20 protein-coding genes are annotated in these 22,336 nt (G+C 33.9%); 11 read left to right on the forward strand and 9 right to left on the reverse strand.

The features are described from left to right. Nucleotides 1-29: 29 nt before the first annotated feature. The 4 genes from rpmB to ftsY all read left to right on the forward strand — a co-directional run bounded on the left by rpmB (nt 30) and on the right by ftsY (nt 1,913). A complete protein-coding gene (gene rpmB, locus BM246_RS18445) occupies nt 30-269 on the forward strand; it encodes a 50S ribosomal protein L28 (RefSeq protein ID WP_042500017.1) in 240 nt (79 codons plus the stop codon). Between the two features lie 25 nt (nt 270-294). Beyond that, nucleotides 295-477 carry a 50S ribosomal protein L33 gene (gene rpmG, locus BM246_RS18450; protein ID WP_042500020.1) on the forward strand — a complete coding sequence of 61 codons (183 nt, stop codon included), beginning with the start codon at nt 295-297 and terminating at the stop codon, nt 475-477. A gap of 49 nt (nt 478-526) precedes the next feature. Further along, nucleotides 527-679 (forward strand): DUF4295 domain-containing protein, encoded by a 153-nt coding sequence (locus BM246_RS18455; protein WP_074940165.1) that lies wholly within the window; start codon nt 527-529, stop codon nt 677-679. Nucleotides 680-938: 259 nt separating this feature from the next. After that, complete coding sequence (gene ftsY / locus BM246_RS18460; RefSeq protein WP_042500022.1) at nt 939-1,913, forward strand: signal recognition particle-docking protein FtsY; 975 nt, start codon at nt 939-941, stop codon at nt 1,911-1,913. 3 nt (nt 1,914-1,916) lie between these two features. On the opposite strand, the gene BM246_RS18465 is transcribed toward ftsY, so the two are convergent. Next, nucleotides 1,917-4,103, reverse strand: coding sequence for a T9SS type B sorting domain-containing protein (locus tag BM246_RS18465; protein ID WP_074940168.1), 2,187 nt, complete (start codon nt 4,101-4,103; stop codon nt 1,917-1,919). Between the two features lie 245 nt (nt 4,104-4,348). Next, nucleotides 4,349-5,425: a serine hydrolase domain-containing protein gene (locus tag BM246_RS18470; protein ID WP_074940171.1), complete on the reverse strand. Its 1,077-nt coding sequence runs from the start codon at nt 5,423-5,425 to the stop codon at nt 4,349-4,351. A gap of 130 nt (nt 5,426-5,555) precedes the next feature. Between BM246_RS18470 and rimO the strand changes: the two genes are divergently transcribed. Together rimO and BM246_RS18480 are read left to right on the forward strand one after the other, a co-directional pair. After that, nucleotides 5,556-6,860: a 30S ribosomal protein S12 methylthiotransferase RimO gene (gene rimO / locus BM246_RS18475; RefSeq protein ID WP_042506342.1), complete on the forward strand. Its 1,305-nt coding sequence runs from the start codon at nt 5,556-5,558 to the stop codon at nt 6,858-6,860. Nucleotides 6,861-6,875: 15 nt separating this feature from the next. Further along, nucleotides 6,876-7,565, forward strand: a complete 690-nt coding sequence (locus BM246_RS18480; protein WP_317042995.1) for a peptidoglycan DD-metalloendopeptidase family protein — start codon at nt 6,876-6,878, stop codon at nt 7,563-7,565. A 16-nt stretch (nt 7,566-7,581) separates the two neighbouring features. Here the strand turns inward: BM246_RS18480 and BM246_RS18485 are convergent, their stop codons facing one another. From BM246_RS18485 to BM246_RS18500, 4 genes are all read right to left on the reverse strand, one after another. Continuing rightward, nucleotides 7,582-8,004 (reverse strand): BLUF domain-containing protein, encoded by a 423-nt coding sequence (locus BM246_RS18485; RefSeq protein WP_042500035.1) that lies wholly within the window; start codon nt 8,002-8,004, stop codon nt 7,582-7,584. A gap of 265 nt (nt 8,005-8,269) precedes the next feature. Continuing rightward, nucleotides 8,270-11,626, reverse strand: a complete 3,357-nt coding sequence (gene secA, locus BM246_RS18490) for a preprotein translocase subunit SecA (protein ID WP_074940174.1) — start codon at nt 11,624-11,626, stop codon at nt 8,270-8,272. A gap of 198 nt (nt 11,627-11,824) precedes the next feature. Then, nucleotides 11,825-12,046 (reverse strand): DUF2795 domain-containing protein, encoded by a 222-nt coding sequence (locus tag BM246_RS18495; RefSeq protein WP_019387375.1) that lies wholly within the window; start codon nt 12,044-12,046, stop codon nt 11,825-11,827. Between the two features lie 317 nt (nt 12,047-12,363). Continuing rightward, entirely contained in the window at nt 12,364-12,936 is a 573-nt protein-coding gene (locus BM246_RS18500; RefSeq protein ID WP_042500041.1) for a cob(I)yrinic acid a,c-diamide adenosyltransferase, read from the reverse strand. A 288-nt stretch (nt 12,937-13,224) separates the two neighbouring features. Here BM246_RS18500 and BM246_RS18505 point away from each other — a divergent pair, with 288 nt between their 5' ends. Next, complete coding sequence (locus BM246_RS18505; RefSeq protein WP_042506344.1) at nt 13,225-15,309, forward strand: DUF5723 family protein; 2,085 nt, start codon at nt 13,225-13,227, stop codon at nt 15,307-15,309. Nucleotides 15,310-15,433: 124 nt separating this feature from the next. Here BM246_RS18505 and BM246_RS18510 read toward each other — a convergent pair whose 3' ends face one another. The 3 genes from BM246_RS18510 to BM246_RS18520 are packed head-to-tail and all read right to left on the reverse strand — an operon-like array spanning nt 15,434 to nt 17,632. Further along, entirely contained in the window at nt 15,434-16,219 is a 786-nt protein-coding gene (locus tag BM246_RS18510) for an O-methyltransferase (RefSeq protein ID WP_074940177.1), read from the reverse strand. A 5-nt stretch (nt 16,220-16,224) separates the two neighbouring features. Then, nucleotides 16,225-16,590, reverse strand: coding sequence for a fluoride efflux transporter CrcB (gene crcB / locus BM246_RS18515; RefSeq protein ID WP_042506346.1), 366 nt, complete (start codon nt 16,588-16,590; stop codon nt 16,225-16,227). A gap of 7 nt (nt 16,591-16,597) precedes the next feature. Continuing rightward, nucleotides 16,598-17,632, reverse strand: a complete 1,035-nt coding sequence (locus BM246_RS18520; protein ID WP_074940181.1) for an SRPBCC family protein — start codon at nt 17,630-17,632, stop codon at nt 16,598-16,600. 192 nt (nt 17,633-17,824) lie between these two features. Here BM246_RS18520 and BM246_RS18525 point away from each other — a divergent pair, with 192 nt between their 5' ends. The 4 genes from BM246_RS18525 (at nt 17,825) to BM246_RS18545 (ending at nt 22,333) form a co-directional block, all read left to right on the forward strand. Next, the gene (locus BM246_RS18525; RefSeq protein WP_074940186.1) at nt 17,825-19,861 is read left to right on the forward strand and encodes a dipeptidyl-peptidase 3 family protein; all 2,037 of its coding nucleotides are present in this window, start codon (nt 17,825-17,827) and stop codon (nt 19,859-19,861) included. A 671-nt stretch (nt 19,862-20,532) separates the two neighbouring features. Then, nucleotides 20,533-20,919, forward strand: coding sequence for a pyrophosphohydrolase domain-containing protein (locus BM246_RS18535; protein WP_042506352.1), 387 nt, complete (start codon nt 20,533-20,535; stop codon nt 20,917-20,919). Between the two features lie 76 nt (nt 20,920-20,995). Next, complete coding sequence (locus BM246_RS18540; protein ID WP_074940190.1) at nt 20,996-21,529, forward strand: TlpA family protein disulfide reductase; 534 nt, start codon at nt 20,996-20,998, stop codon at nt 21,527-21,529. A 12-nt stretch (nt 21,530-21,541) separates the two neighbouring features. Continuing rightward, nucleotides 21,542-22,333, forward strand: a complete 792-nt coding sequence (locus BM246_RS18545; RefSeq protein ID WP_074940195.1) for a redoxin domain-containing protein — start codon at nt 21,542-21,544, stop codon at nt 22,331-22,333. The last annotated feature ends 3 nt before the right edge of the window (nt 22,334-22,336 follow it).

Consider the following 22,336-nt stretch of genomic DNA (forward strand, 5'->3'; position numbering starts at 1 on the left):
TTTAAGCAACAAAATTAAAGTTATATAGAATGTCAAGAGTTTGTGAACTTACAGGAAAGAAGGCGATGGTTGGAAACAACGTGTCTCATGCATTAAACAGAACTAAACGCAAATTCAATGCGAATTTAGTAAAGAAACGTTTTTACCTTCCAGAAGAAGACAGCTGGATAACTTTAAAGGTTTCAACATCTGCTTTAAAAACAATTAATAAAATAGGTATTTCTGCAGCAATTAAAGATGCAAAATCTAAAGGATTTTTAACGAAGTAATTCGCTGTATTAAAAATATAAAGAAATGGCAAAAAGAGGCAATAGAATACAGGTAATTTTAGAATGTACAGAGCATAAAGAATCTGGTCAAGCGGGAACTTCTCGTTACATTACTACTAAGAATAAAAAGAACACGCCAGATAGAATGGAGATTAAGAAATTTAATCCAATTCTTAAGCGTATGACAGTTCATAAAGAAATTAAATAATTAGGAATTTTATTTATAAAATTTCAAATACCTTAAAAATATATAGGTCATGGCAAAGAAATCCGTAGCATCATTACAAACAGGATCTAAAAGATTAACAAAAGCAATAAAAATGGTAAAGTCTCCTAAAACTGGAGCTTACATGTTTGTTGAATCTATTATGAATCCAGAACAAGTAAGTGACTTTTTAGCTAAAAAGTAATTTACAGTGTTATACAATATTAAAAGCTGCTTTCGTTTTCGAAAGCAGCTTTTTTATTTTTATATTTGAATATGTTAATTTAACTGACACATTAGCAGTAAAAAAATGTGGTAAGGATTTTGACAAGAGTAATTAGGAACGTTCTACAAAAAAGACATTTATGTAAAAGTAACTTTGTTTAATTTATGATAACGAACCTAACAATTAAAGTAGAAATATAAAGAGCATAACCACTCTATAACTAACAACTAACAAGAAAATGAGCTTTTTTAAAAAAATATTTTCGTCGGATAAAAAGGAAACCCTTGATAAAGGATTAGAAAAAACTAAATCTAGTTTTTTTGGAAAACTAAGTAAAGCGGTAGCCGGAAAATCTAAAGTAGACGACGAGGTTTTAGATAACCTTGAAGAAGTTCTTGTGTCTAGTGATGTTGGTGTAAATACCACGCTTAAAGTTATAGAGCGTATTGAAGAACGCGTTGCAAAGGACAAATACCTTGGTACTGATGAGCTTAATAAAATACTTCGAGAAGAAATTGCTGCCTTATTAAGCGAAACAAATTCTGGAGAAGATACAGATTATACCATACCTACTTTACCAAAACAAGAGAATGGTAAAAAAACACCTTATGTGCTAATGGTCGTTGGTGTTAATGGTGTTGGTAAAACAACCACTATTGGTAAGTTGGCTTATCAATTTAAAAAACAAGGTCTAAATGTGGTTTTAGGTGCAGCAGATACTTTCCGTGCGGCAGCTATAGATCAATTACAAGTTTGGGCAGATCGTGTAGATGTACCAATGATTCGTCAGGAAATGGGTAGTGATCCTGCTTCTGTAGCGTTCGACGCATTAAAGTCTGGTGTTAATCAAGATGCTGATGTTATTATTATTGATACAGCGGGACGTCTACACAACAAGATAAACTTAATGAACGAGCTTACCAAAGTAAAGCGTGTTATGCAAAAAGTTGTTGCAGATGCGCCTCACGATGTTCTTTTGGTTTTAGATGGCTCTACAGGGCAAAATGCTTTTGAGCAAGCTAAGCAGTTTACTGCGGCTACAGAGGTTACATCTTTAGCAGTTACCAAACTAGATGGTACGGCAAAAGGAGGAGTTGTTATTGGTATTTCCGATCAATTTAAAATTCCTGTAAAATATATTGGTGTTGGTGAAGGTATCGAAGATTTACAAGTGTTCAATAAATATGAATTTGTAGATTCATTTTTCAAATAGAAATTATCTTTTTAGTGTAAAGTGTCCGGTGTAATTCTTGCCATCGGCACGTGTTACTACAAACCAATAATCTGAAGTAGGCATGTTTCTTCCATTATAACTGCCATTCCATGATGTGTTTTTATCTAAGGTTTTAAGTAGTTTTCCAAATCTATCGTATATTTTTATATCTAAAGTTTCTTCCGTTTCGGAATACTTAATATACCATGTGTCATGAAATCCATCTCCATTAGGCGTAAAGTATTTAGGTGCATTTAATATGTAAACATTTTCTGTAATAGTACCACAACCATTTTTGTCTCTTACGTAAATAGTGTATTCTCCTATTGGTAATCTTGTAAATACATTATTATCTTGGTAGTTGGTGTCATCTAGAGAGAATTCATAATCTCCAAGACTTAAGTCAGATAAATGAACGGTTATTGAATTGTTAGTGTCGGTCCAATCTTCAATTTCAATATTTTGAATAATGGCTTCGTTAGATAATATGACTTCAAAATCTTTAGTTGTAGAGCAGGTGTAGGTGGCATAATCTTTAGTTACTGTTATGGAGTAACTGCCAATATTTGAAGTTAGAATATTTATAGTTTGTGTTGTTTCTCCGGTAGACCATAGGTAACTATCAAAACCATTTCCTGCATCTACCGTTATTTCATTATCGTCTTCACACATACCTATGAAGTCCGGAATATCAATTATTGGTGTCGCTTGTAGCGAAACAGCTATTTCTGCTATTTGATAACAATGATCGGCCGAATCAATTCGAGCGTAAATTGTAGGGGTCTCTATAGACCAATTATAACTAGTCGGTTCAGTCATATGTTGGTCTTCATAATAGTTTTCTGCTCCCGATAGAGATGTGAAGAAATTGAAATTACAATCACTACAGTTGGTTAATAGAGATTCGTAAATTGTAAAATCAATAACTTCATCATCATCATTTAAATTATCACAGATTACAATTGAGATGTTATTTATGTCGAGTGTGGGCGATACTATGTTTGCCAAAACAGCGAATCTATCACCACTTTCACAGCCATTAATAGTTTTTTTTGCTGCGTAATAAGTAACTCCGTTGGTTAAACTTGTTTCATCTGGTAAAATATTTCCTCCTATTTGGGCATCGTACCAAATGGCAGTTGCGCTAACTTCAATATTCGCTATAGTTGGGTTTTGTGTGGTGCAAAATAACTGTTCGGCTTCACCAGTTAGGGCTTGTGGGGTTGCAATAATTTCTACTTCAAAATTATCTGAAGTAATTCTACAAAAAGCAGAGTTTATATTACTGCCGTTGGCAACAGTTAATCTATATAGAAATGATCCAGAGGAGCTTGTGTCCGAAAATTGATAGTTTGGGGTGGTCTCCCCAACAATATCCGTCCAGGTATTACCAGTATCATTAGAAAACTGCCATTGATATTGTGGGGCGGTATATCCGGATGAAACATCAGCTTGAAAAGTATAATTTACACTTTCGTTTTGGCAAATAGATAAAGCTGTTGCAGCGCCGTTATCAATAGAATTGATTATAGTTGGACCACAAGGTCTAAAACTAATATCATCTAATGCAATATCGTTACCCGGATGAGCGCTAGGGGCAGAATTTAAAATACTAATAACAACTTCCGCGTCTGCACCAGATGTAAAAAATAAACCATATTGTAACCATGTTGGTAACGATGTTTGATTGATGTTCCCTGTACTATAAGACCCTAAAATGGTGCCGGAAGTATCACTAATTCTAAACGTTACATTTGGACTATATTGATCCGTAAGTCCTGCGTTGGGGTTTAGTAAATTTATTAACCATGCAGAAAATTCATAAGTAGTATTCGGGCAAAGCCCTGAAATTGTTTTAGTATAAAACACACCTTCACTAGCTATTACGGCGCTATTAATTACCATCATATAACCGTTTGAATTACCGGTATGATCGGTAGTTGCGTGCCAAGCATTCCCTTTTAGGCCACTTGAATAGTTTACTATGCTGTATTCACCTTCGTCTAACTCACCACTAGCTCTATAAGTGAAAGCTGTAATGGCAGAACCTAATGCGCTTCCTCTATTTGAGCCCGATCCGAAGTCGATTTCTACAATAGGGTCGCCTAAGCTGCCTTCACATAATTGCGCGTGAGATTGGATGTAAATACAGAATATTGTAAGTAGAGAGAATAAATGTTTCTTTTGCAAAGTCTTTTCTTTAAACGAGTTTTTCAGCAGGAAATATTAATAACAAAGTTTTACTAATACTTTACTTTTTAATACGCTGATTTAGTAATAACGTTTAGATGTGTTTTAGAAGAAAAACTTGCGTTTAAAGTTTCAATAGAGGCTCATTGATGTTGCTAGTAAGTATTTGTCAATTGTATTAATCAGACTGTTTAGATAAATGACAGTGTTCGTTTTATTTTTAATATGAAGAAGATAGGTAAAGCTTACTCAATTAAAGCATTGATTTTAGCCCATAAATCGTTATCAAAACTAGATAAGGCGAAATTTTCGCTATCGGCAGCGTTACCCATTCTTATAATTACTAGTTTTTTACTTGGTACAATATAAATTTTCTGATCGTTTTTGCCTAAAGCGGCATACATATCATCAGGGGCATTCGGAATTAGTGTTCCATTAAACTCTAATTGACTTTGCGGTAAATGGTAGCTCGATTTTCCGTTAAGCCACCATAAATAGCCGTAAGCCTCATTAATGTTTTGCGAGGTATTAGTCGCTTCATTTAAAAAAGCTTCAGATATAATTTGTGTTTCATCCCATGTTCCGTTGGCATACATTAAAAGTCCAAAGCGTGCCATACTTCGTGTGTTGCTCCAATAAACACTTAAATTATTGAGAGAAATCCATTGACCACTCATACCTATTTTATCCTTAAGGTTTTCACTGAAATAAGTGTCCCAATTTTGGCCAGTTGCTGCGGCGACTACATCTTGTGTTTTTACATAAACATTGTGGTAGGCCCAACGCGAGTTTGCATCCGCTATATATTGTAGGTTTTTTGGAGTTACTTCGTCTCCTAAACTATCGTCCAAACCAGAACTCATAGATAGTAAGTTTTTAGTTGAAATTAGGTTCTCTTTTTCTATTGTAGCACTAGTCCATCCGGTTCCTAAATAGTCGGATACTTTAGCGTTTATATCTAAAAAACTTTGGTCTTGTGCTATTCCTGCGGTTGCTGTGGTCAATGTTTTTCCTGCACTTGCCCAATACCAAGATTTTATACTGTTATGGTCGTTCATGTAGTGCTCAACTACAAGCTTACCATCATGTAAAATGATAAAGCTTTTACTATTTTTTTCTTCTAAGTAATCGAGTAGTGGTTGTAGTTCGTTAGCGTTCCAGTTTAAATCGCTTATGGATTTTGTTTCCCAAACATCAGAGTTTATGGAGGGGAAATAAGTCGATTCGGTATTGTGTTCTTCTTCTGTAATTGGTTTGTTTTCAGAAGAACAACTTAAAAGGAATAGCGCAAAAAACAGGTGTATATAGTATAAAGACTTCATTGTAGTAAATTTAATAATTTAGACTGTAAAACGGACTATTGGTTTAATCTAAATTTCTAATGGTGTTATTCTTCAATCATTCCTAGTAAATCAATCCGCATTGCGTATCTTTGCACACTTAATTTTTGGTATGAGAACAAAGACACTTAAAAAGAACAAAATCAACGTAGTAACACTAGGCTGTAGTAAAAATGTTTACGATAGCGAAGTGCTTATGGGGCAACTTAAGGCCAGCGGAAAAGATGTTGTACATGAAGAAGAAGGTAATATTGTGGTTATAAACACCTGCGGTTTTATCAATAATGCGAAGGAAGAAAGTGTAAATACTATTCTTGAATACGTACAGAAAAAAAACGATGGCGATGTAGATAAAGTCTTTGTTACCGGTTGTTTAAGTGAACGTTATAAGCCGGATTTAATAAAAGAAATCCCTAATGTGGATGAGTATTTTGGAACTACTGAGTTGCCAGGATTACTAAAAGCTTTGGGTGCCGATTATAGACACGAGTTAATTGGTGAGCGTTTAACAACAACACCTAAAAACTATGCTTATTTAAAAATTGCAGAAGGTTGTGATAGGCCATGTTCTTTTTGTGCCATTCCTTTAATGCGCGGGAAACATAAAAGTACACCGATTGAAGATTTAGTTACCGAATCGGAAAAGTTAGCAGCCAAAGGTGTTAAAGAATTGATTTTAATTGCTCAAGATTTAACGTATTATGGTCTTGATATTTATAAAAAACGAAACTTAGCAGAGCTTTTAGAGGCTTTAGTGAAAGTAGAAGGTATCGAATGGATTCGTTTACATTACGCATTTCCAACAGGTTTCCCGTTAGATGTACTTGATGTTATGAAACGCGAACCTAAAGTTTGTAATTATTTAGATATTCCATTGCAGCATATTTCAGATGCTGTTTTAAAAAGTATGCGCCGTGGTACTAATAAAGCCAAAACAACAAAATTAATTAGTCAGTTTAGAGAAGCTGTGCCAGAGATGACTATTAGAACAACTTTAATTGTTGGATATCCTGGAGAGACAGAAGAGAATTTCCAAGAATTGAAACAATGGGTTAGCGATATGCGTTTTGAGCGTTTAGGTTGTTTTACTTATTCTCATGAAGAAAACACACATGCTTACACTCTAGAGGACGATGTGCCAGAAGAGGTTAAAGTTGATAGAGCAAACCAAATCATGGAAATTCAATCTCAAATTTCTTGGGAACTGAATCAGCATAAAATAGGAGAGACGTTTAAAGTGGTTATCGATAGAAAAGAAGGTAATTATTTTGTTGGTCGTACTGAGTTTGATTCTCCAGATGTAGATAACGAAGTATTAATCGATGCCTCTAAATGTTATTTAAAAACAGGCGAATTTGCAACTGTAAAAGTAACAGAAGCAGAAGATTTTGATTTATATGCAGAAGTAGTTCTTTAGTTTCTAAGTATTGGTATGATGAAGGATATCAATTTTTTGAAATTTCTAAGAGATTTATGTGCTGAAAGTATGTCTGTTTTGGATGCTAATATTCCGAAATCTAAATATATACCAATAAGTTTATCTGAATCTAACGACGTCCTAAATGTCATAGATGTATCATCATCTGATGTGTTAGCTGATTTTGTAAACACCCATATTAAAAATCATAATGCTGAAGTAGCTTATGGTGGTTATTTAGAGGTAAGAAACATTTATAAGCGTAGTACGCATTTTAGCAGTCAAGCTGAAGAGGAACGAAATATCCACTTAGGCGTCGATTTGTGGTGTTCTGCTGGAACGTCTATTTTCGCACCGTTTGATTCCGTGGTGCATAGCTTTAATAATAATGAGAACTTTGGTGATTATGGACCAACGATTATTTTAAAGCATCATATTTCGGGTGTAGATTTCTACACGCTCTATGGTCATTTAAGTTTAGCTTCCATAGACAATCTTGAAGTTGGACAGCGTTTCAAGCAAGCTGATAAAATAGCCGAATTGGGTGATGCTTCTATAAATGGTGATTATCCACCGCACTTACATTTTCAAATTATTAAAGATATTCAAGGTTTTAAAGGTGATTACCCGGGAGTTTGTTCTAAAACGGATTTGACGTTTTATGAGCGTAATTGTCCGGATCCAAAGTTGATACTAAACCTATAACCTTCCAAAACATAACTTATTGATTCATAAAGTTCTCACGTAAAAGTGTTGCAACTTCAGGTAGATGTTTAATTAATTCTTCAATCACTTCAGGGTCGGTTAAGTCGGTTCTAAAACCTGGTAGCATACTTAATTCGGCATCATCAAAGTCAACACAGCCCATGGCCCAATTTGTAAAAAGGCGATCTTGTACTGTACTATCGTGAATAATTTTTAAATCTTTATGGCGAGTATCTTTGCGTAAACGAACCAAAAGGTCGTCTATAACCTCAGGATCACCTTCTATTATCTGCAGGAAATAACCGTGTTTATGCATTAAAACACCGCTAATATTATCAATGGCATTAAAACCTCGAGAGTCATGCAGTAGGTCTAGTAACTGGCGTTTTGTAAATTGTTTAACAGCTTGACTAGAGTAGATTAGGCGGCGTAGTGTCATATTTAAATATATATGAAGTTATTAATCTCTAAAGTGCATACGGAATTTCGTTGAGGGCACGTAAACCACAGGTATACAAACGTATGCTTTTTTTCTTACAATGTCAAGGTTCAAATTCATTTTTATATGAGAGGTTTTAAACGGCTAATTTTTTAGTTTTCTTTTAGTTGTATGATTAAATTATATGTTTAAAACAAAAAAAATCCCAACAGTTTTCTGTTGGGATTTTTAATATTATAAGATTCCTTTTTTAAAAGGGTTGAGATTATTCTTCAACAATAACCCATTCACCTTTGGCTAATAAAGGTTCAGCTTGTTTAAATTTTACTGTTTTATTTTCACCGTTCATTACGTTTTTAATAGTAACACGATCGTTTCTACCAATTTTTGGTTGATCACGCACTATCGTTTCTGTAACTTGTTGCTGTTGCGATTGTGTATTTCCGGCAGCTCTGCTTTGTGCAGAACGTTCATCTAAATTAGGAATTTCCTCTTTTTGAGTATTTAAGTTTTCCTGTTTTCTATCGCGAGCTTCTTGAATAGTGTTTTGTGTTTCCTGAGGTAATTCACCTTTAAATAAGAAGGAAATTACATCTTTATTCACTTCATCAATCATAGCTTTAAATAATTCGAAAGCTTCAAATTTGTAAATAAGTAACGGATCTTTTTGCTCGTGTACCGCTAATTGTACCGATTGCTTAAGCTCATCCATTTTGCGTAAATGTGTTTTCCAAGCATCATCAATAATGGCTAAAGTAATGTTCTTTTCAAAATCGGTAATTAATTGTTTACCTTGAGTTTCGTATGCTTTTTCTAGATCGGTAACAACATTTAATGTTTTAATACCATCTGTAAAAGGCACAACAATACGTTTAAATTTATCGCCTTGTGTTTCAAATACATTCTTAATAACAGGGAATGCACTTTCAGCGTTGCGTGTCATTTTTTGTTTGTAATTCTCGAAAGCAGCTTTGTAAATTTTAGCAGTAATATCTTGAGCAGCAAGTTTTCCAAATTCAGCTTCGGTTACTGGAGAGCTCATTGAGAAATAACGAATTAATTCAAATTCAAAATTCTTATAGTCGTTAGCAGCTTTGTTCGTTTCAACAATACCTTCCGATGTATCGAAAATCATATTTGCTAAATCTACACGTAGACGTTCTCCAAATAATGCATGGTGACGACGCTTGTAAACCACCTCACGTTGCGCGTTCATAACATCATCATATTCTAATAAACGCTTACGAACTCCAAATTGATTTTCTTCAACTTTTTTCTGTGCACGCTCAATAGACTTAGAAATCATAGAATGCTGAATGACTTCACCTTCCTGTAATCCCATTTTATCCATCATTTTGGCAATACGTTCACTACCAAACAATCTCATTAAATTATCTTCTAGAGATACGTAAAATTGAGAACTTCCTGGATCTCCTTGACGACCAGCACGACCACGTAACTGTCTATCCACACGACGTGAATCGTGACGTTCTGTACCAACAATAGCTAAACCTCCAGCAGCTTTAACCTCGGCAGATAATTTAATATCGGTACCACGACCAGCCATATTGGTTGCAATAGTTACTTGTCCAGATTTACCAGCCTGATCTACAATATCTGCCTCTTTTTTATGTTGTTTCGCGTTTAATACATTGTGTGGTATTTTACGAATACTAAGCATTTTACCAAGCAATTCACTAATTTCTACCGATGTTGTACCAATTAAAACTGGGCGTCCAGCTTCTGCTAATTTGGTAACATCATCAATAACCGCATTGTATTTTTCACGCTTAGTTTTATAAACTAAATCTTCTTTATCATCACGAGCAATAGGGCGGTTGGTTGGTATTTCTACAACATCCAATTCGTAAATTTCCCAGAACTCACCAGCTTCTGTAACTGCTGTACCCGTCATACCACTTAGTTTGCGGTACATTCTAAAGTAATTTTGTAGTGTTACCGTTGCAAAAGTTTGGGTAGCATCTTCAATTTTTACATTTTCTTTAGCTTCAATGGCTTGGTGTAGTCCATCAGAGTAACGACGGCCATCCATAATACGACCGGTTTGCTCATCTACAATCATTACTTTATTTTCCATCACCACATATTGGGTGTCTTTTTCAAATAAAGCGTAAGCTTTTAAAAGTTGATTAAGAGTGTGTATACGTTCAGATTTTACACCAAAATCTTTATACAATTCTTCTTTTTGTTCAGCCTCGTCTTCTTTAGATAGACCTTGACTTTCAATTTTAGCAATTTCAAGTCCAATTTCTGGTAAGATGAAGAAATCTGGATTATCCTTTCCAGAAATATACTCAACACCTTTATCTGTTAATTCAACTTGGTTATTTTTTTCTTCAATTACATAGTACAATTCCTCATCAACCTTTGGCATTTCACGGTTGTTATCCGCCATAAAATAGTTTTCGGTTTTTTGTAATAATTGTTTAACACCTTCTTCAGATAAAAACTTAATAAGGGCTTTGTTTTTTGGAATACCACGATAAACACGTAGTAATTTTAAGCCACCTTCTTTAGTATCACCATCTTTAATAAGTTTTTTAGCTTCTGCTAAAACACCTGTTAAATACTTACGTTGTACTGTTACAATATCGTCAACTTTTGGCTTAAGCTCTGTAAATTCGTGACGCTCACCTTGTGGTATTGGACCAGAAATAATTAATGGCGTACGCGCATCATCAACTAAAACTGAATCCACCTCATCTACAATGGCATAATGATGTGGGCGCTGTACTAAGTCGTCTGGCGAATGTGCCATGTTATCACGTAAGTAATCGAAACCAAATTCGTTATTAGTCCCATAAGTAATATCTGCATTGTAAGCCGCTTTACGTTCTGGCGAGTTTGGTTTAAAATAATCTATACAAGCAACGCTTAAACCATGGAACTCAAAAATAGGAGCCATCCACGCGCTATCACGTTTTGCTAAGTAATCGTTAACGGTTACTAAATGCACACCTTTACCAGCAAGTGCGTTTAAGTAAACAGGTAAGGTTGCAACTAACGTTTTACCTTCACCCGTTTGCATTTCTGCGATTTTACCTTGGTGCATAGCAATACCACCAATAAGTTGCACATCATAATGCACCATATCCCAAGTAATAGCTTTTCCTGCAGCATCCCAAGAGTTTGCCCAAGTAGCTTGGTCGCCTTCTAGACTAACATAAGCTTTATTGGCAGAAATAGATCTATCAAACTCGTTAGCGGTAACGGTAATTTGTGTGTTTTTCGTAAAACGTTTTGCTGTTTCTTTTACCACAGCAAAAGCTTCTGGTAAAATAGTATTTAAAACATCTTCGGTAATTTTATAAGCTTCGTCTTTCAATTTATCAATTTCTTGATAAATATCTTCACGACGGTCAATATCTTCAGTAGATTCTGCTTCGTTAACTAAGCTCGCAATATTGTCGTTGGTAGCTTGAGTGGCTTCGGCAATTTTAGCTTTAAATTCTGCTGTTTTTGCTCTTAATTGATCGTGCGATAATGCTTCTAAAGCCGCCTCGTATGTAGTAATTTGTTTAACTATAGGTGTAATGGCTTTTACATCTTGTTTCGATTTATCGCCAACAAATACCTTTAGTATAGAATCTAAAAATGTCATGTTATTAATTTTATATAAATATGTTTTCTAGGACAATCCTAGGTGTTTTTTAGTTAAAATATAGTATTAAAATAAGCCATTTTATAGGCTCTTAAAGGCATAGGGTAAGCCATGCTTATATTAATACCAAAGATACCTTTTAGAACAAAAAAAAAGTCTCAATTCGAGACTTTTTAACTATTCTTTATGCTTATATTTTTAATATTCATCTTCATTCCACAGATAATCTTCATCTGTAGGGTAATCCGACCATATTTCCTCAATCGAATCGTACGAATCACCTTCGTCCTCAATCGACTGTAAATTTTCTACAACCTCTAAAGGTGCACCAGTTCTAATGGCGTAATCTATCAATTCGTCTTTGGTTGCAGGCCAAGGCGCATCACTTAAATAAGATGCTAATTCTAAAGTCCAATACATGTGTTAATGCGTTTAATTTTTTGCAAAAATAAATTTTTAGTTTAAACACACAAGTAAAAAATGAATTATTTAATCATTAATTTTAAGAACGTATCCTTTTGTACTCTAAACAGTTGAAATTTATTATTGCATAGTTAATAATTGTAGCAATACTTTTGCTTTATTTTTGTTTTGGGCGTTACCACAAGGGTCGGGTTTTCGGCAGTCGCTTTTTTTGAGAAAAACAAAAGAGAGCTTCAACAAAGCCTCAATCCCTAACGCAGATTTCGCTTCCAAATCAAAATATAGCTTTTTAATTTAAACTTCCAATAAATAATTTAATATTTTTCAGGAATCCATTTAATTTCATTTGCTTGTAAGTCTAAAGACAACTTTCGTGCCAATACAAAAAGATAGTCCGAAAGTCTATTTAAATACTTTAAAGCATTCGCTTCAAAAGGTTCTAAGTCGTTAAGTGCTGTTGCTAAACGCTCGGCTCTACGGCATACACAGCGCGCTATGTGACAAAATGACACGGTTTGATGGCCACCCGGAAGCACAAAATGCGTCATTTCTGGTAAAGCTTCGTTCATACTGTCCATAGCAAGCTCTAGACGCTCAATATCCTTAATCGATATCTTTTCGATATTAAGTCGGTCTTTGCCATTTTTTAAAACAGCTTTTTCTGGATCGGTAGCCAAAATAGCGCCAACCGTAAATAATTTATGCTGAATTTCGGTAAGTAATTCCTTGTAATCTTCATTAACGTCTTGGTCGCGAATTAAACCCAAATGAGAGTTTAACTCATCTACAGTGCCGTAACTTTCTATACGGATATGGTGTTTTGGTACACGAGTACCGCCAAATAATGCCGTGGTACCGTTATCGCCTGTTTTAGTGTAAATTTTCATAGGTTAAAGGTAATTGTTAAAAAAGGAAATTTCAAAAAAGATTACTGTAAATATGGAGATGCGTTTTAGAAGTATTTGAGTTATAGATTTTTAAATAAGCTATTTTATTCTATGAATATTATTTAACAATTCTTTAAGAAATTGGCAGTATTGTTAATAATACTGTTTTAAAAAGGGGGGGATTAAGAGAAACTTTGTAATAATTGCTTGTAAGTTAATTATCACTTATAGATTAAAAGTAAAACTATTATTTTTGCACAAAACAACATAAAAAAACAAAACTTAATTATGAAAAAAATCTCATTAGTAGTATTATTACTTTTAGGTTCCTTCGGTGCTAAGGCGCAGTCTTACGTAGGGTTTCTTACAGATAATTATAGCGGTGTAAATAGCGTTATTGCTAACCCTGCTAATATTACAGATTCTCGTTTTAAAACAGATATTAACATTGTAGGTGTTAGTGCTTTTGCAGGTAACGACTATTATGGTGTTAACCTTTTGGATGCGCTTAAAGACGATTACGATTTTGATTTAGATGCAAAAAAATCGCCATCTACAGATAACAATGCAGCTATTAATTTAGATGTTATGGGGCCAGCATTTATGTTTAATTTAACCGAAACTAGCTCTTTAGCTATTTTTACGAGAGCACGCTCTATGGTTAATGTAACCGAAATTAATGGAGAAACTATTGATAATGTTGATGATGACACTACCGATGATTTTGTTGTAAACGAAGGTGATTTTACAACCTTTGCTCAAGCTTGGGCAGAAGTAGGTGTAACTTATGCTAGAGTTTTAATGAACAAAGAAGAACACTTTTTAAAAGGTGGTCTTACCGTAAAGTATTTACAAGGTGGTGGTACTGCTTATGCTTATGGTAAAAATGTAACTGTAGATTATGATGCCGATGGTACAAATCCAACTACAGGAAGTTTAGATACTACAGGTGAGTTAACTTACGGTTATTATGATAACTTCGATAATGATGATTATGATTACGAACTTCCAGATGCTTCTGGTTTTGGCGCAGATTTAGGTTTTGTTTACGAATGGAGACCAGATTATAGAGATTACCAAACAGAAAGTGTGAACGGACCGGCTTATAATCATAAGGATCAAAATAAATATAAATTGAAAATTGGATTATCTATTACAGATATCGGTCAAATTAATTATAAAGAAGGAACTCAAGAAGTTTTTGATATTAACGGTGCAAACATTAATGAAGACGATTTTGATAATGGTGATGATTTTGCAGATGCTTTAGAAAATATCTACGGTATTGGTACGGTGACTAATGGTTACAAAGTAAAGTTACCAACGGCTGTTCATTTAAATGCAGATTATAGCTTTACTAAGCGTTTCTTTTTAAACTTAAATACTGATTTTTCTCTTATTGCTAAAGGAAAAGAAAAAGCGAGTCGTATTGCAAACATGGTGTCATTAACTCCTCGCTTTGAGAGTAAGTGGTTTAGTTTTTACGTACCAGTTAGTTTAGTGCAGTATAACGGATTTCAAGCCGGAGCAGGATTTAGAGCAGGACCTCTATACATAGGTTCTGGGTCTGTAATTACTGCTTTAGCTAGTGATAATACAAAAGGTGCCGATGTTTATGCAGGTTTAAAAGTGCCAGTGTACCAAGGAAAGCCAAAAGATAGAGATAATGATGGTGTTATCGATAAGTTAGATGGTTGTCCTAGAGAAGCAGGGCCAGCTGAAAACAACGGTTGTCCATGGTTAGATAGTGATGTAGATGGTGTTATGGATAATGAAGATAATTGTCCTGAAGTTGCAGGTCCTAAAGAAAATAAAGGTTGTCCTTGGGGAGATACAGATAACGATGGTGTTTTAGACAATATTGATATTTGTCCTAAAGTTGCAGGTCCTGTAGAAAACAGTGGTTGCCCATGGAAAGATACAGATAACGATGGTGTAGCAGATAAATTTGACGAATGTGTAGACGTTGCTGGTACAGTAGCAAACAAAGGTTGTCCTGAAGTAGTTGTGCCTACAGTAGAGGTGCAAGCGACTTTAAATGCTTACGCTAAAACTATCTTGTTTAACTCTGGAAAATCTTCTATTAAAACAGAATCTAATAAAGTGTTAGCTGAAATTGTTAACATTTTAGGTGAATATCCTGATGCTAAATTTTCTATTGAAGGTCACACAGATAGTTCTGGTGGTGATACTTTAAACCAAAGACTATCAGATGCTAGGGCAAACGCCGTAAAAGCTTATTTAGTAAAAAATGGTGTAGATGAATTTAGATTATCTGCTATTGGTTTTGGTGAAACTAGACCAATTGCGACTAATGCAACATCTGCAGGTAGAGCTGATAACAGAAGAGTAGAAATTAACTTAGTAAAGTAATTTTTACTTAATAATATTTAGATAGTTTTTATTTAAACAAAAGCCTCAGAGTTTAATAACTCTGAGGCTTTTTTTTGTTTTTTGGAATATCGAATAAAGGAGAGAACGTAAAGTGAAATTTTAGTTAAACACGAATTATAAAATCTTCGCGAACTTGCTCTTTCCTAAAGAAAACAAATCCCCAGAAAAAAGTATCTACAGTAACTTTTACTTTTGGATGTTTTTTTATGGTTTCCCATGCTTCGGTCATGTCTTTAGACCAGTAAATATCATCAAATATAAAAACAGAATCGTTGTGAGCTGTTTCTAAAAGCGCTTCAAAATAATCTAAAGTGGCTTGCTTTTTGTGGTTACCATCAAAGAAAATTAAATCGTAACTATTGGTTTTAAGTTGTTCAATTTCATCATTAAAATCACCTGTAATAACCTCAATTTTTTTCAGCTTAAATACTTCAAAATTAGATTTAGAAAAAGCGGAAATATTTGGGCAGCCTTCAATAGTTGTAATGCTAGCTTGGGGATTTCCTAAATGTAAAGCTGCTGTAGCTATGCCTAAAGAGGTGCCTAATTCTAAGCTGTTTTCGGGTTTAAAGTAGTTTGATAATCTATATAGTAGTTTTGCGCGCTTATTGGTGGAACCTGCGTTTTTAGCCATTTTAGAAATGCTGCGTTCTTTTTGTTTCATAACCTGAGAACCTGCGCCTAAATCGATTACTTGTATAAGGTTGTTGTTTTTTAGAAGTGCTGCTTTATAATCAATTATTGTTTTGTAACCTGGGTAGTTTGCTTTATCGTAAAAGCATTTGGTAATTAAATCGTATACAAAAGGGGAGTGCACACCGTGCTCATTGGTCGATTTTAAAAGAAATTTAAAATATTGAATAATTTGATACACGCTTTTATTAACCATTTTAGTTATTTGGCTAAATACATGCCAAAGAATACTGCTAAAAATCCAACCACAAAACTAGCAATAGTATAAATTGCAAAACTGGTGAAATCTCCAGATTTTAAAAACATGTGGTTTTCGTAAGCAAAGGTAGAAAAAGTTGTAAAACCACCGCAGAAACCAGTAGCTAAAAGTAACGTTTGATTTTGTGAAAGCGAATCGTGTTTAGCAGCGAGACCTAAAACAATACCTATAAGCAAGCTTCCTAAAATATTGGCCACAAAAGTACCATAAGGTATTCCGTTTTCTGTGTTGTTTAAAAGTTTACCAATTACATAGCGCAGTACGCTACCAAAACCACCACCCAGAAAAACGAATACAAGTTGTTTCATTTAAAAATTAATCGTCAAGTGGTTTTATGGCAATATATATTTCGGTTAGCCATTTTGCAGGGTTTGGGTTGTTTTCTGCTAAATTGCTATACACTTCTATAGTCGGTCCGTTTTCTAAAGCTTCTAATCCATTTATAGGAATATAATTCATGCCTTTTTCCCATGCTTCTTTTAAGTTGGTGTAATTTCCTTTTAAAACCGTTTTTACAGCTTTAAATGGTAGTAATTGCCCCGTTAATATATCGCTATCATTAGATATTACTTTTTCGGTTGTTGGTACACAACACGAAAACATAACGGCGTTATTCTCTTCATCCCATTGATGGTAATTTACAAAAGGTTTACCTGCGGTTTGTATGTTATTATTTTCAGCGTAAGCTATAACTCTAGGTAGCATATTCTGCATTTTTGTAGAAAGTTCGTTTATTTTACAAGAAGCGGTGTTGTATAAATAGTAGCCACCACCGTGTTGAGTAACTCCAACAACATTGATGCTGTATTTTTTCATGCTAGCAACGGCAACGCTATCTAGTTTAAATAAGCCACGATCAAAATCGGGACCAACAGATTCTTCAATAGGTCCAGAAAAAGCGGTATACATTTTAGTCATAAAATCTTGCTTCCCACTCATGGTCCAAGTTACTTTTGTGCCATTGTTTTTAGGCTCAAAAGACCAACTAATATCCGATTGACTTTCAAAAGGTGTTACAAAATTAATTTGTTGTGCAATAGATTTGTTTTCTTCAACAGCCAAAGTCTTCATGCTGCCTTCTCCTAAAATGTTTCCGTTCCAGGCATAACCTGCATCAATACCACTGGTTTTATCTAAATAAGTAAGTGTTGCTAGTGGTTCTTGTTCAAGCCATGGGGAGAAGTTTGGCCAGTTTTTATAGTCATTCACTTCATTAAAAACCACAGTACTTGGAGCTTCAATTATTCTACTTCTAGAAAACGTATACGTGTTGGGCTGCACCGCAATATATATAGATGCGCCTATAATTGTAATAAGTAAAAGAAATAAAATATACTTAAAAGCTTTCATTGTATATGGTTTAGAGAGAGAATATTTAACTCAAAGATAATCAATTTTAAAATTCGTTTAATAAATTATTACATTTGTTGAATTAATAATAACGTTTTAATAGTGAAATGTTCTTTTTTTTATAAAAATAAGAATAGTAAGTCGCTTTAAAGAGTTGTTTTTGTAAGTTAAAAAATAATAATAATTTAAATTATGAAACTAAAATCAATTGTAGGTGTTGCAATAATAAACTTAATGCTGTTTTCATGTGGTAATGAAAAAGATGATAGTAAGGTTATTGAAGAGGTAAAAGAGGTTGTTGCATTTAATTATAATGTAGATCAATTTGCCGATATTAAAATATTAAAGTATCAAATTCCGGGTTGGGATAAATTAACTTTAAAAGAGCAAAAGTTAGTTTACTATTTAACTCAAGCGGGTTTGTCTGGTCGCGATATTATGTGGGATCAAAATTACCGTTATAATTTAAAAATCAGAAAGGCTTTAGAGCAAGTTTACACAAGCTATTCTGGTGATAAAAATGCTAAAGATTGGGCAAGTTTTGAGAGTTATTTAAAACGTGTTTGGTTTAGTAATGGTATACACCATCACTATTCTACAGATAAATTAACTCCTGAGTTTTCTGCAGATTATTTAAAAGAATTATTGGCTGCAACTAATACAACTTTAGATGCAGATGCTTTTGATGCTATATTTAATGATGCGGATACTAAAAAAGTTAACCAGGCAAAAGGTGTTGATAATGTAGCGCTTTCGGCAGTTAATTTTTACGGACCAAATGTTACTAACGACGATGTTGAAAGTTTCTATAAAGCTAAGCAATCTCCAAATGCTGATAAGCCTTTATCTTTTGGGTTAAACTCCCAATTAGTAAAAGAGGATGGTGTTTTAAAAGAACGTATTTATAAATCGGGTGGACTTTACGGGGAAGCTATAGACGAAATTATTAAATGGTTAGAATTGGCTAAAGGTGTTGCCGAAAATGAAGCTCAAGGTCATGCTTTAGGTCTTTTAATTGAATATTATAAAACGGGAGATTTACAAACTTGGGATGATTATAATGTAGCTTGGACTGGGGCTACTGCCGGAAATATAGATTACATTAATAGTTTTATTGAGGTGTATAATGATCCATTAGGATACCGTGGATCTTACGAGAGTATCATTCAAATTAACGATTTTGATATGTCTCAGAAAATGAAAGTATTATCAGATAATGCACAATGGTTCGAAGACAATTCTCCATTAATGGCAGAGCATAAAAAAGAGAATGTTGTTGGTGTAACTTACAAAGTTGTTAATGTCGCAGGTGAGGCTGGTGATGCATCTCCAAGTACTCCAATTGGTGTTAACTTGCCAAATGCAAACTGGATTCGTGCCGCTGTTGGTAGTAAATCTGTATCCTTAGGGAATATTGTAAATGCATCAAACAATGCAGGAACTACTGGGCGTTTAAAAGAATTTGTTCATGATGAAGAAGAATTACTTTTAGAAGAAGAGTATGGGCAATTAGCCGATAAATTACATACTGCTTTACACGAAGTTATTGGTCATGCTTCCGGAAAGTTAAATCCTGGTGTTGGTGAAACTAAAGAAACGCTTAAAAACTACGCATCTACGTTAGAAGAAGGTCGTGCGGATTTAGTTGGTTTATATTATTTATACAATCCTAAATTACAAGAACTAGGTTTAGTAACCGATTGGGAAAAGATTGGTAAAACAGCTTACGACGGTTACATTAGAAATGGTTTAATGACGCAATTAATCCGTTTAAATTTAGGAGATAACGTTGAAGAGGCTCACATGAGAAACAGACAATGGGTATCGGCTTGGGCTTTTGAAAAAGGAAAAGCAGATAACGTTATTGAAAAAGTAACACGCGACGGAAAAACATATTTTAACATCAATGATTATGCGAAATTACACGGTCTTTTTGGTGAATTATTAAAAGAAACACAACGTATAAAATCTGAAGGTGATTATAAAGCTGTAGAGGCTTTAGTTGAAGGTTATGGTGTAAAAGTAGACCAAGATATTCATGCAAATGTTTTGGAGCGTAACAAACAATTTAGTTCGGCACCTTACACAGGTTATGTTAATCCTATTTTAGTTCCAGAAACTAATGATGCAGGAGAAATAACTAAAGTAAATGTAGAGTATCCGGAGTCTTTCGTAGATCAAATGTTAACATACAGTAAGCATTATAGTTTCCTTCCAGAAGTTAACTAGGTAATAAGTTAATTGTAAATAAAAAAAAACAGAACCTTTATTCAGGGTTCTGTTTTTTTGTTTACACTAAACGTTAATAGAATTAAATTTAATAAGATGAGTACACCGATAATGATAAGTAGTTTCATTTTTAAATTAGTTTAATAGCTGTTAGGTAGATGCACCGTTTTTAAAAAGGTTGCGTTATAAAGTTGTAAATTTTTATAAATACCCCAAATATGCTTGATAAATACTTGAAAGAGAATTAAAAAGCATCTAATTTATAAGTAAGCAGTGCTTATTTTTAATATTATAATTTCCAAAGGAGCATTCCTGATAAGACAGAAAATGTATTCTTTATTGAAGATTGTTATAAAAATGAAAGATTAATCCCGTTTGTAGATTACAGGAAGAGGTAGTTTAAAAAAACGAATTATTTAAAAAAGAATTTAATAGCAACAATAGAAAGTATAAAGCCAATAAACCCAACTAAAACCCAAATACTACCGCTATAGAAACGTTTGTGCAGTTTAAAGTCTTTTCGGTAGGTAAAGCCAATAATAATGGCAAAAACAATAAAAAATATTACTCCGAAAATCATTTGACCATTACTAAACATATCCCTATTTTTATGCAAATTTAATTAATACTTACGAGATTTCTACGGTTGTAGAAGTTTAAAAATATAATTTATGAAGAATAAAATAGAAGCAGTAAAAGCCTTTCATACGGCATATAAAATTGGATACAGAGAAACTCCAAAGGCGGATTTAGGTGATGCGAAAAATACATTGCGTTTCAATCTAATGAAAGAGGAGAATGAAGAGTATCTAGAAGCTGCTAATAATAACGATCTTGTAGAGGTTGCTGATGCTTTAGGCGATATGCTTTATATTTTATGCGGTACTATTATAGAGCATGGTATGCAATATAAAATTGAAGAGGTGTTTGAAGAAATTCAACGTAGTAATATGAGTAAGTTAGGTGAGGATGGAGAGCCTATCTATAGAGAAGATGGCAAGGTATTAAAAGGCCCAAATTATTTTCAACCTAATATTGCAGATATTTTAAAGAAATAACTTTTTTGAATATTTATTATTAAGATTAAACCTTTTGGAAATAAAAAAGTCTAATTAAGATTAAGTTATTTTTTGAATGAAGAAGAAAGGTATATTAGTTAGTTTTATTGTTACTCTATGTTTTTTAGTAAGCTGTATAGACAATAAAAACGAAGCTAGTAAGGTAGATAAAAGTGAAGCTATAATATCTCAAGATATTCCGGTTTACGACTTTGAAGGCTTAGAGCCTTTACTTTATACTCAGAACAATAAAACATATTTAATAAATTTTTGGGCCATGTGGTGTTTACCATGTGTAGAGGAGTTGCCGTATATTCAAGAATATGCTCAAAAAAATCCCGATGTAGAAGTTATTTTAGTTAGTATGGACTTTCCAAAGGACATCGAAACAAAGCTGAAACCCTTCTTAAAGAAAAATAATATAACGACTAAAGTGGTTCTTTTAGACGATCCGGATGCTAATTCTTGGATAAATAAAATAAATCCTGAATGGTCTGGAGCCATACCGTTTACTATTATGTTTAATAGCGAAAAACGTTTCTATTATGAGCGTTCTTTTGGGGGCTTACAAGATATCGAAACTGAAATCAGCAAAAATTTTAATAAATAAATAGAATTCAAAATGAAAAGAATAAGTGTATTAATAGCTACATTAACGTTGTCTCTTGCGGTTTTAGTATCGTGTAAAGATAGTGCTCAAAAAAACAGTGAAGTATCTGCGGAAAATCACCAAAGCGATCATAAAGATCATCCGCACGATGGAGACCGAAAAGGACCTCCTCATGATGGAGATAGACCAGGACCTCCACCACATGGAGGTGATAGAAAAGGGCCACCTAAAGGAGGTTCTCCGGAACAAACTAGGAGTTTAGAAGAAATTGGTGGTTATAAAATAGGAGAACGAGCTACCGACTTCAATCTTAAAAATGTTGATGGTTCTATGGTGTCCCTAGCAAGTTATGATAATGCTAAAGGTTACATTGTAACGTTTACTTGTAATGAGTGTCCGTTTGCAAAAATGTACGAAGATCGTTTAATAGCATTGCATAATGAATATGCGCCTAAAGGTTACCCTGTAATAGCTATTAACCCAAATAGTCCTGAGAATGAAAAAGAAGGTTATGCTGCTATGCAAGCTCGTGCTAAGGAAAAAGGGTTTCCTTTTGCTTACCTTGTAGATGAAGGACAAAAAATATACCCACAATACGGTGCGGTAAGAACACCTCATGTGTTTTTATTAGATGCAGAACGTAAAGTACAATATATAGGTACTATAGATGATAATGCAAAATCTGCTGAAGATGTTAAAGTTAAGTTTCTTGAAAATGCTATCGCGGCTTTAGAGAACGGAACAAAACCAAGCCCAGAAATTACAAAAGCTATTGGATGCCCAATAAAAGCAAGTAGAAGCTAAAAT

The sequence above is a fragment of the Algibacter lectus genome (assembly GCF_900112395.1).
GTDB lineage: Bacteria > Bacteroidota > Bacteroidia > Flavobacteriales > Flavobacteriaceae > Algibacter > Algibacter lectus.

What these genes read in the sequence shown, in the direction of transcription:
- rpmB (WP_042500017.1), top strand. Translation starts at nt 30, where the DNA reads ATGTCAAGAGTTTGTGAACTTACAGGAAAGAAGGCGATGGTTGGAAAC.
- rpmG (WP_042500020.1), top strand. Translation starts at nt 295, where the DNA reads ATGGCAAAAAGAGGCAATAGAATACAGGTAATTTTAGAATGTACAGAG.
- BM246_RS18455 (WP_074940165.1), top strand. Translation starts at nt 527, where the DNA reads ATGGCAAAGAAATCCGTAGCATCATTACAAACAGGATCTAAAAGATTA.
- ftsY (WP_042500022.1), top strand. Translation starts at nt 939, where the DNA reads ATGAGCTTTTTTAAAAAAATATTTTCGTCGGATAAAAAGGAAACCCTT.
- BM246_RS18470 (WP_074940171.1), bottom strand. Translation starts at nt 5,425, where the DNA reads ATGAAGTCTTTATACTATATACACCTGTTTTTTGCGCTATTCCTTTTA.
- rimO (WP_042506342.1), top strand. Translation starts at nt 5,556, where the DNA reads ATGAGAACAAAGACACTTAAAAAGAACAAAATCAACGTAGTAACACTA.
- BM246_RS18480 (WP_317042995.1), top strand. Translation starts at nt 6,876, where the DNA reads ATGATGAAGGATATCAATTTTTTGAAATTTCTAAGAGATTTATGTGCT.
- BM246_RS18485 (WP_042500035.1), bottom strand. Translation starts at nt 8,004, where the DNA reads ATGACACTACGCCGCCTAATCTACTCTAGTCAAGCTGTTAAACAATTT.
- secA (WP_074940174.1), bottom strand. Translation starts at nt 11,626, where the DNA reads ATGACATTTTTAGATTCTATACTAAAGGTATTTGTTGGCGATAAATCG.
- BM246_RS18495 (WP_019387375.1), bottom strand. Translation starts at nt 12,046, where the DNA reads ATGTATTGGACTTTAGAATTAGCATCTTATTTAAGTGATGCGCCTTGG.
- BM246_RS18500 (WP_042500041.1), bottom strand. Translation starts at nt 12,936, where the DNA reads ATGAAAATTTACACTAAAACAGGCGATAACGGTACCACGGCATTATTT.
- BM246_RS18505 (WP_042506344.1), top strand. Translation starts at nt 13,225, where the DNA reads ATGAAAAAAATCTCATTAGTAGTATTATTACTTTTAGGTTCCTTCGGT.
- BM246_RS18510 (WP_074940177.1), bottom strand. Translation starts at nt 16,219, where the DNA reads ATGGTTAATAAAAGCGTGTATCAAATTATTCAATATTTTAAATTTCTT.
- crcB (WP_042506346.1), bottom strand. Translation starts at nt 16,590, where the DNA reads ATGAAACAACTTGTATTCGTTTTTCTGGGTGGTGGTTTTGGTAGCGTA.
- BM246_RS18520 (WP_074940181.1), bottom strand. Translation starts at nt 17,632, where the DNA reads ATGAAAGCTTTTAAGTATATTTTATTTCTTTTACTTATTACAATTATA.
- BM246_RS18525 (WP_074940186.1), top strand. Translation starts at nt 17,825, where the DNA reads ATGAAACTAAAATCAATTGTAGGTGTTGCAATAATAAACTTAATGCTG.
- BM246_RS18535 (WP_042506352.1), top strand. Translation starts at nt 20,533, where the DNA reads ATGAAGAATAAAATAGAAGCAGTAAAAGCCTTTCATACGGCATATAAA.
- BM246_RS18540 (WP_074940190.1), top strand. Translation starts at nt 20,996, where the DNA reads ATGAAGAAGAAAGGTATATTAGTTAGTTTTATTGTTACTCTATGTTTT.
- BM246_RS18545 (WP_074940195.1), top strand. Translation starts at nt 21,542, where the DNA reads ATGAAAAGAATAAGTGTATTAATAGCTACATTAACGTTGTCTCTTGCG.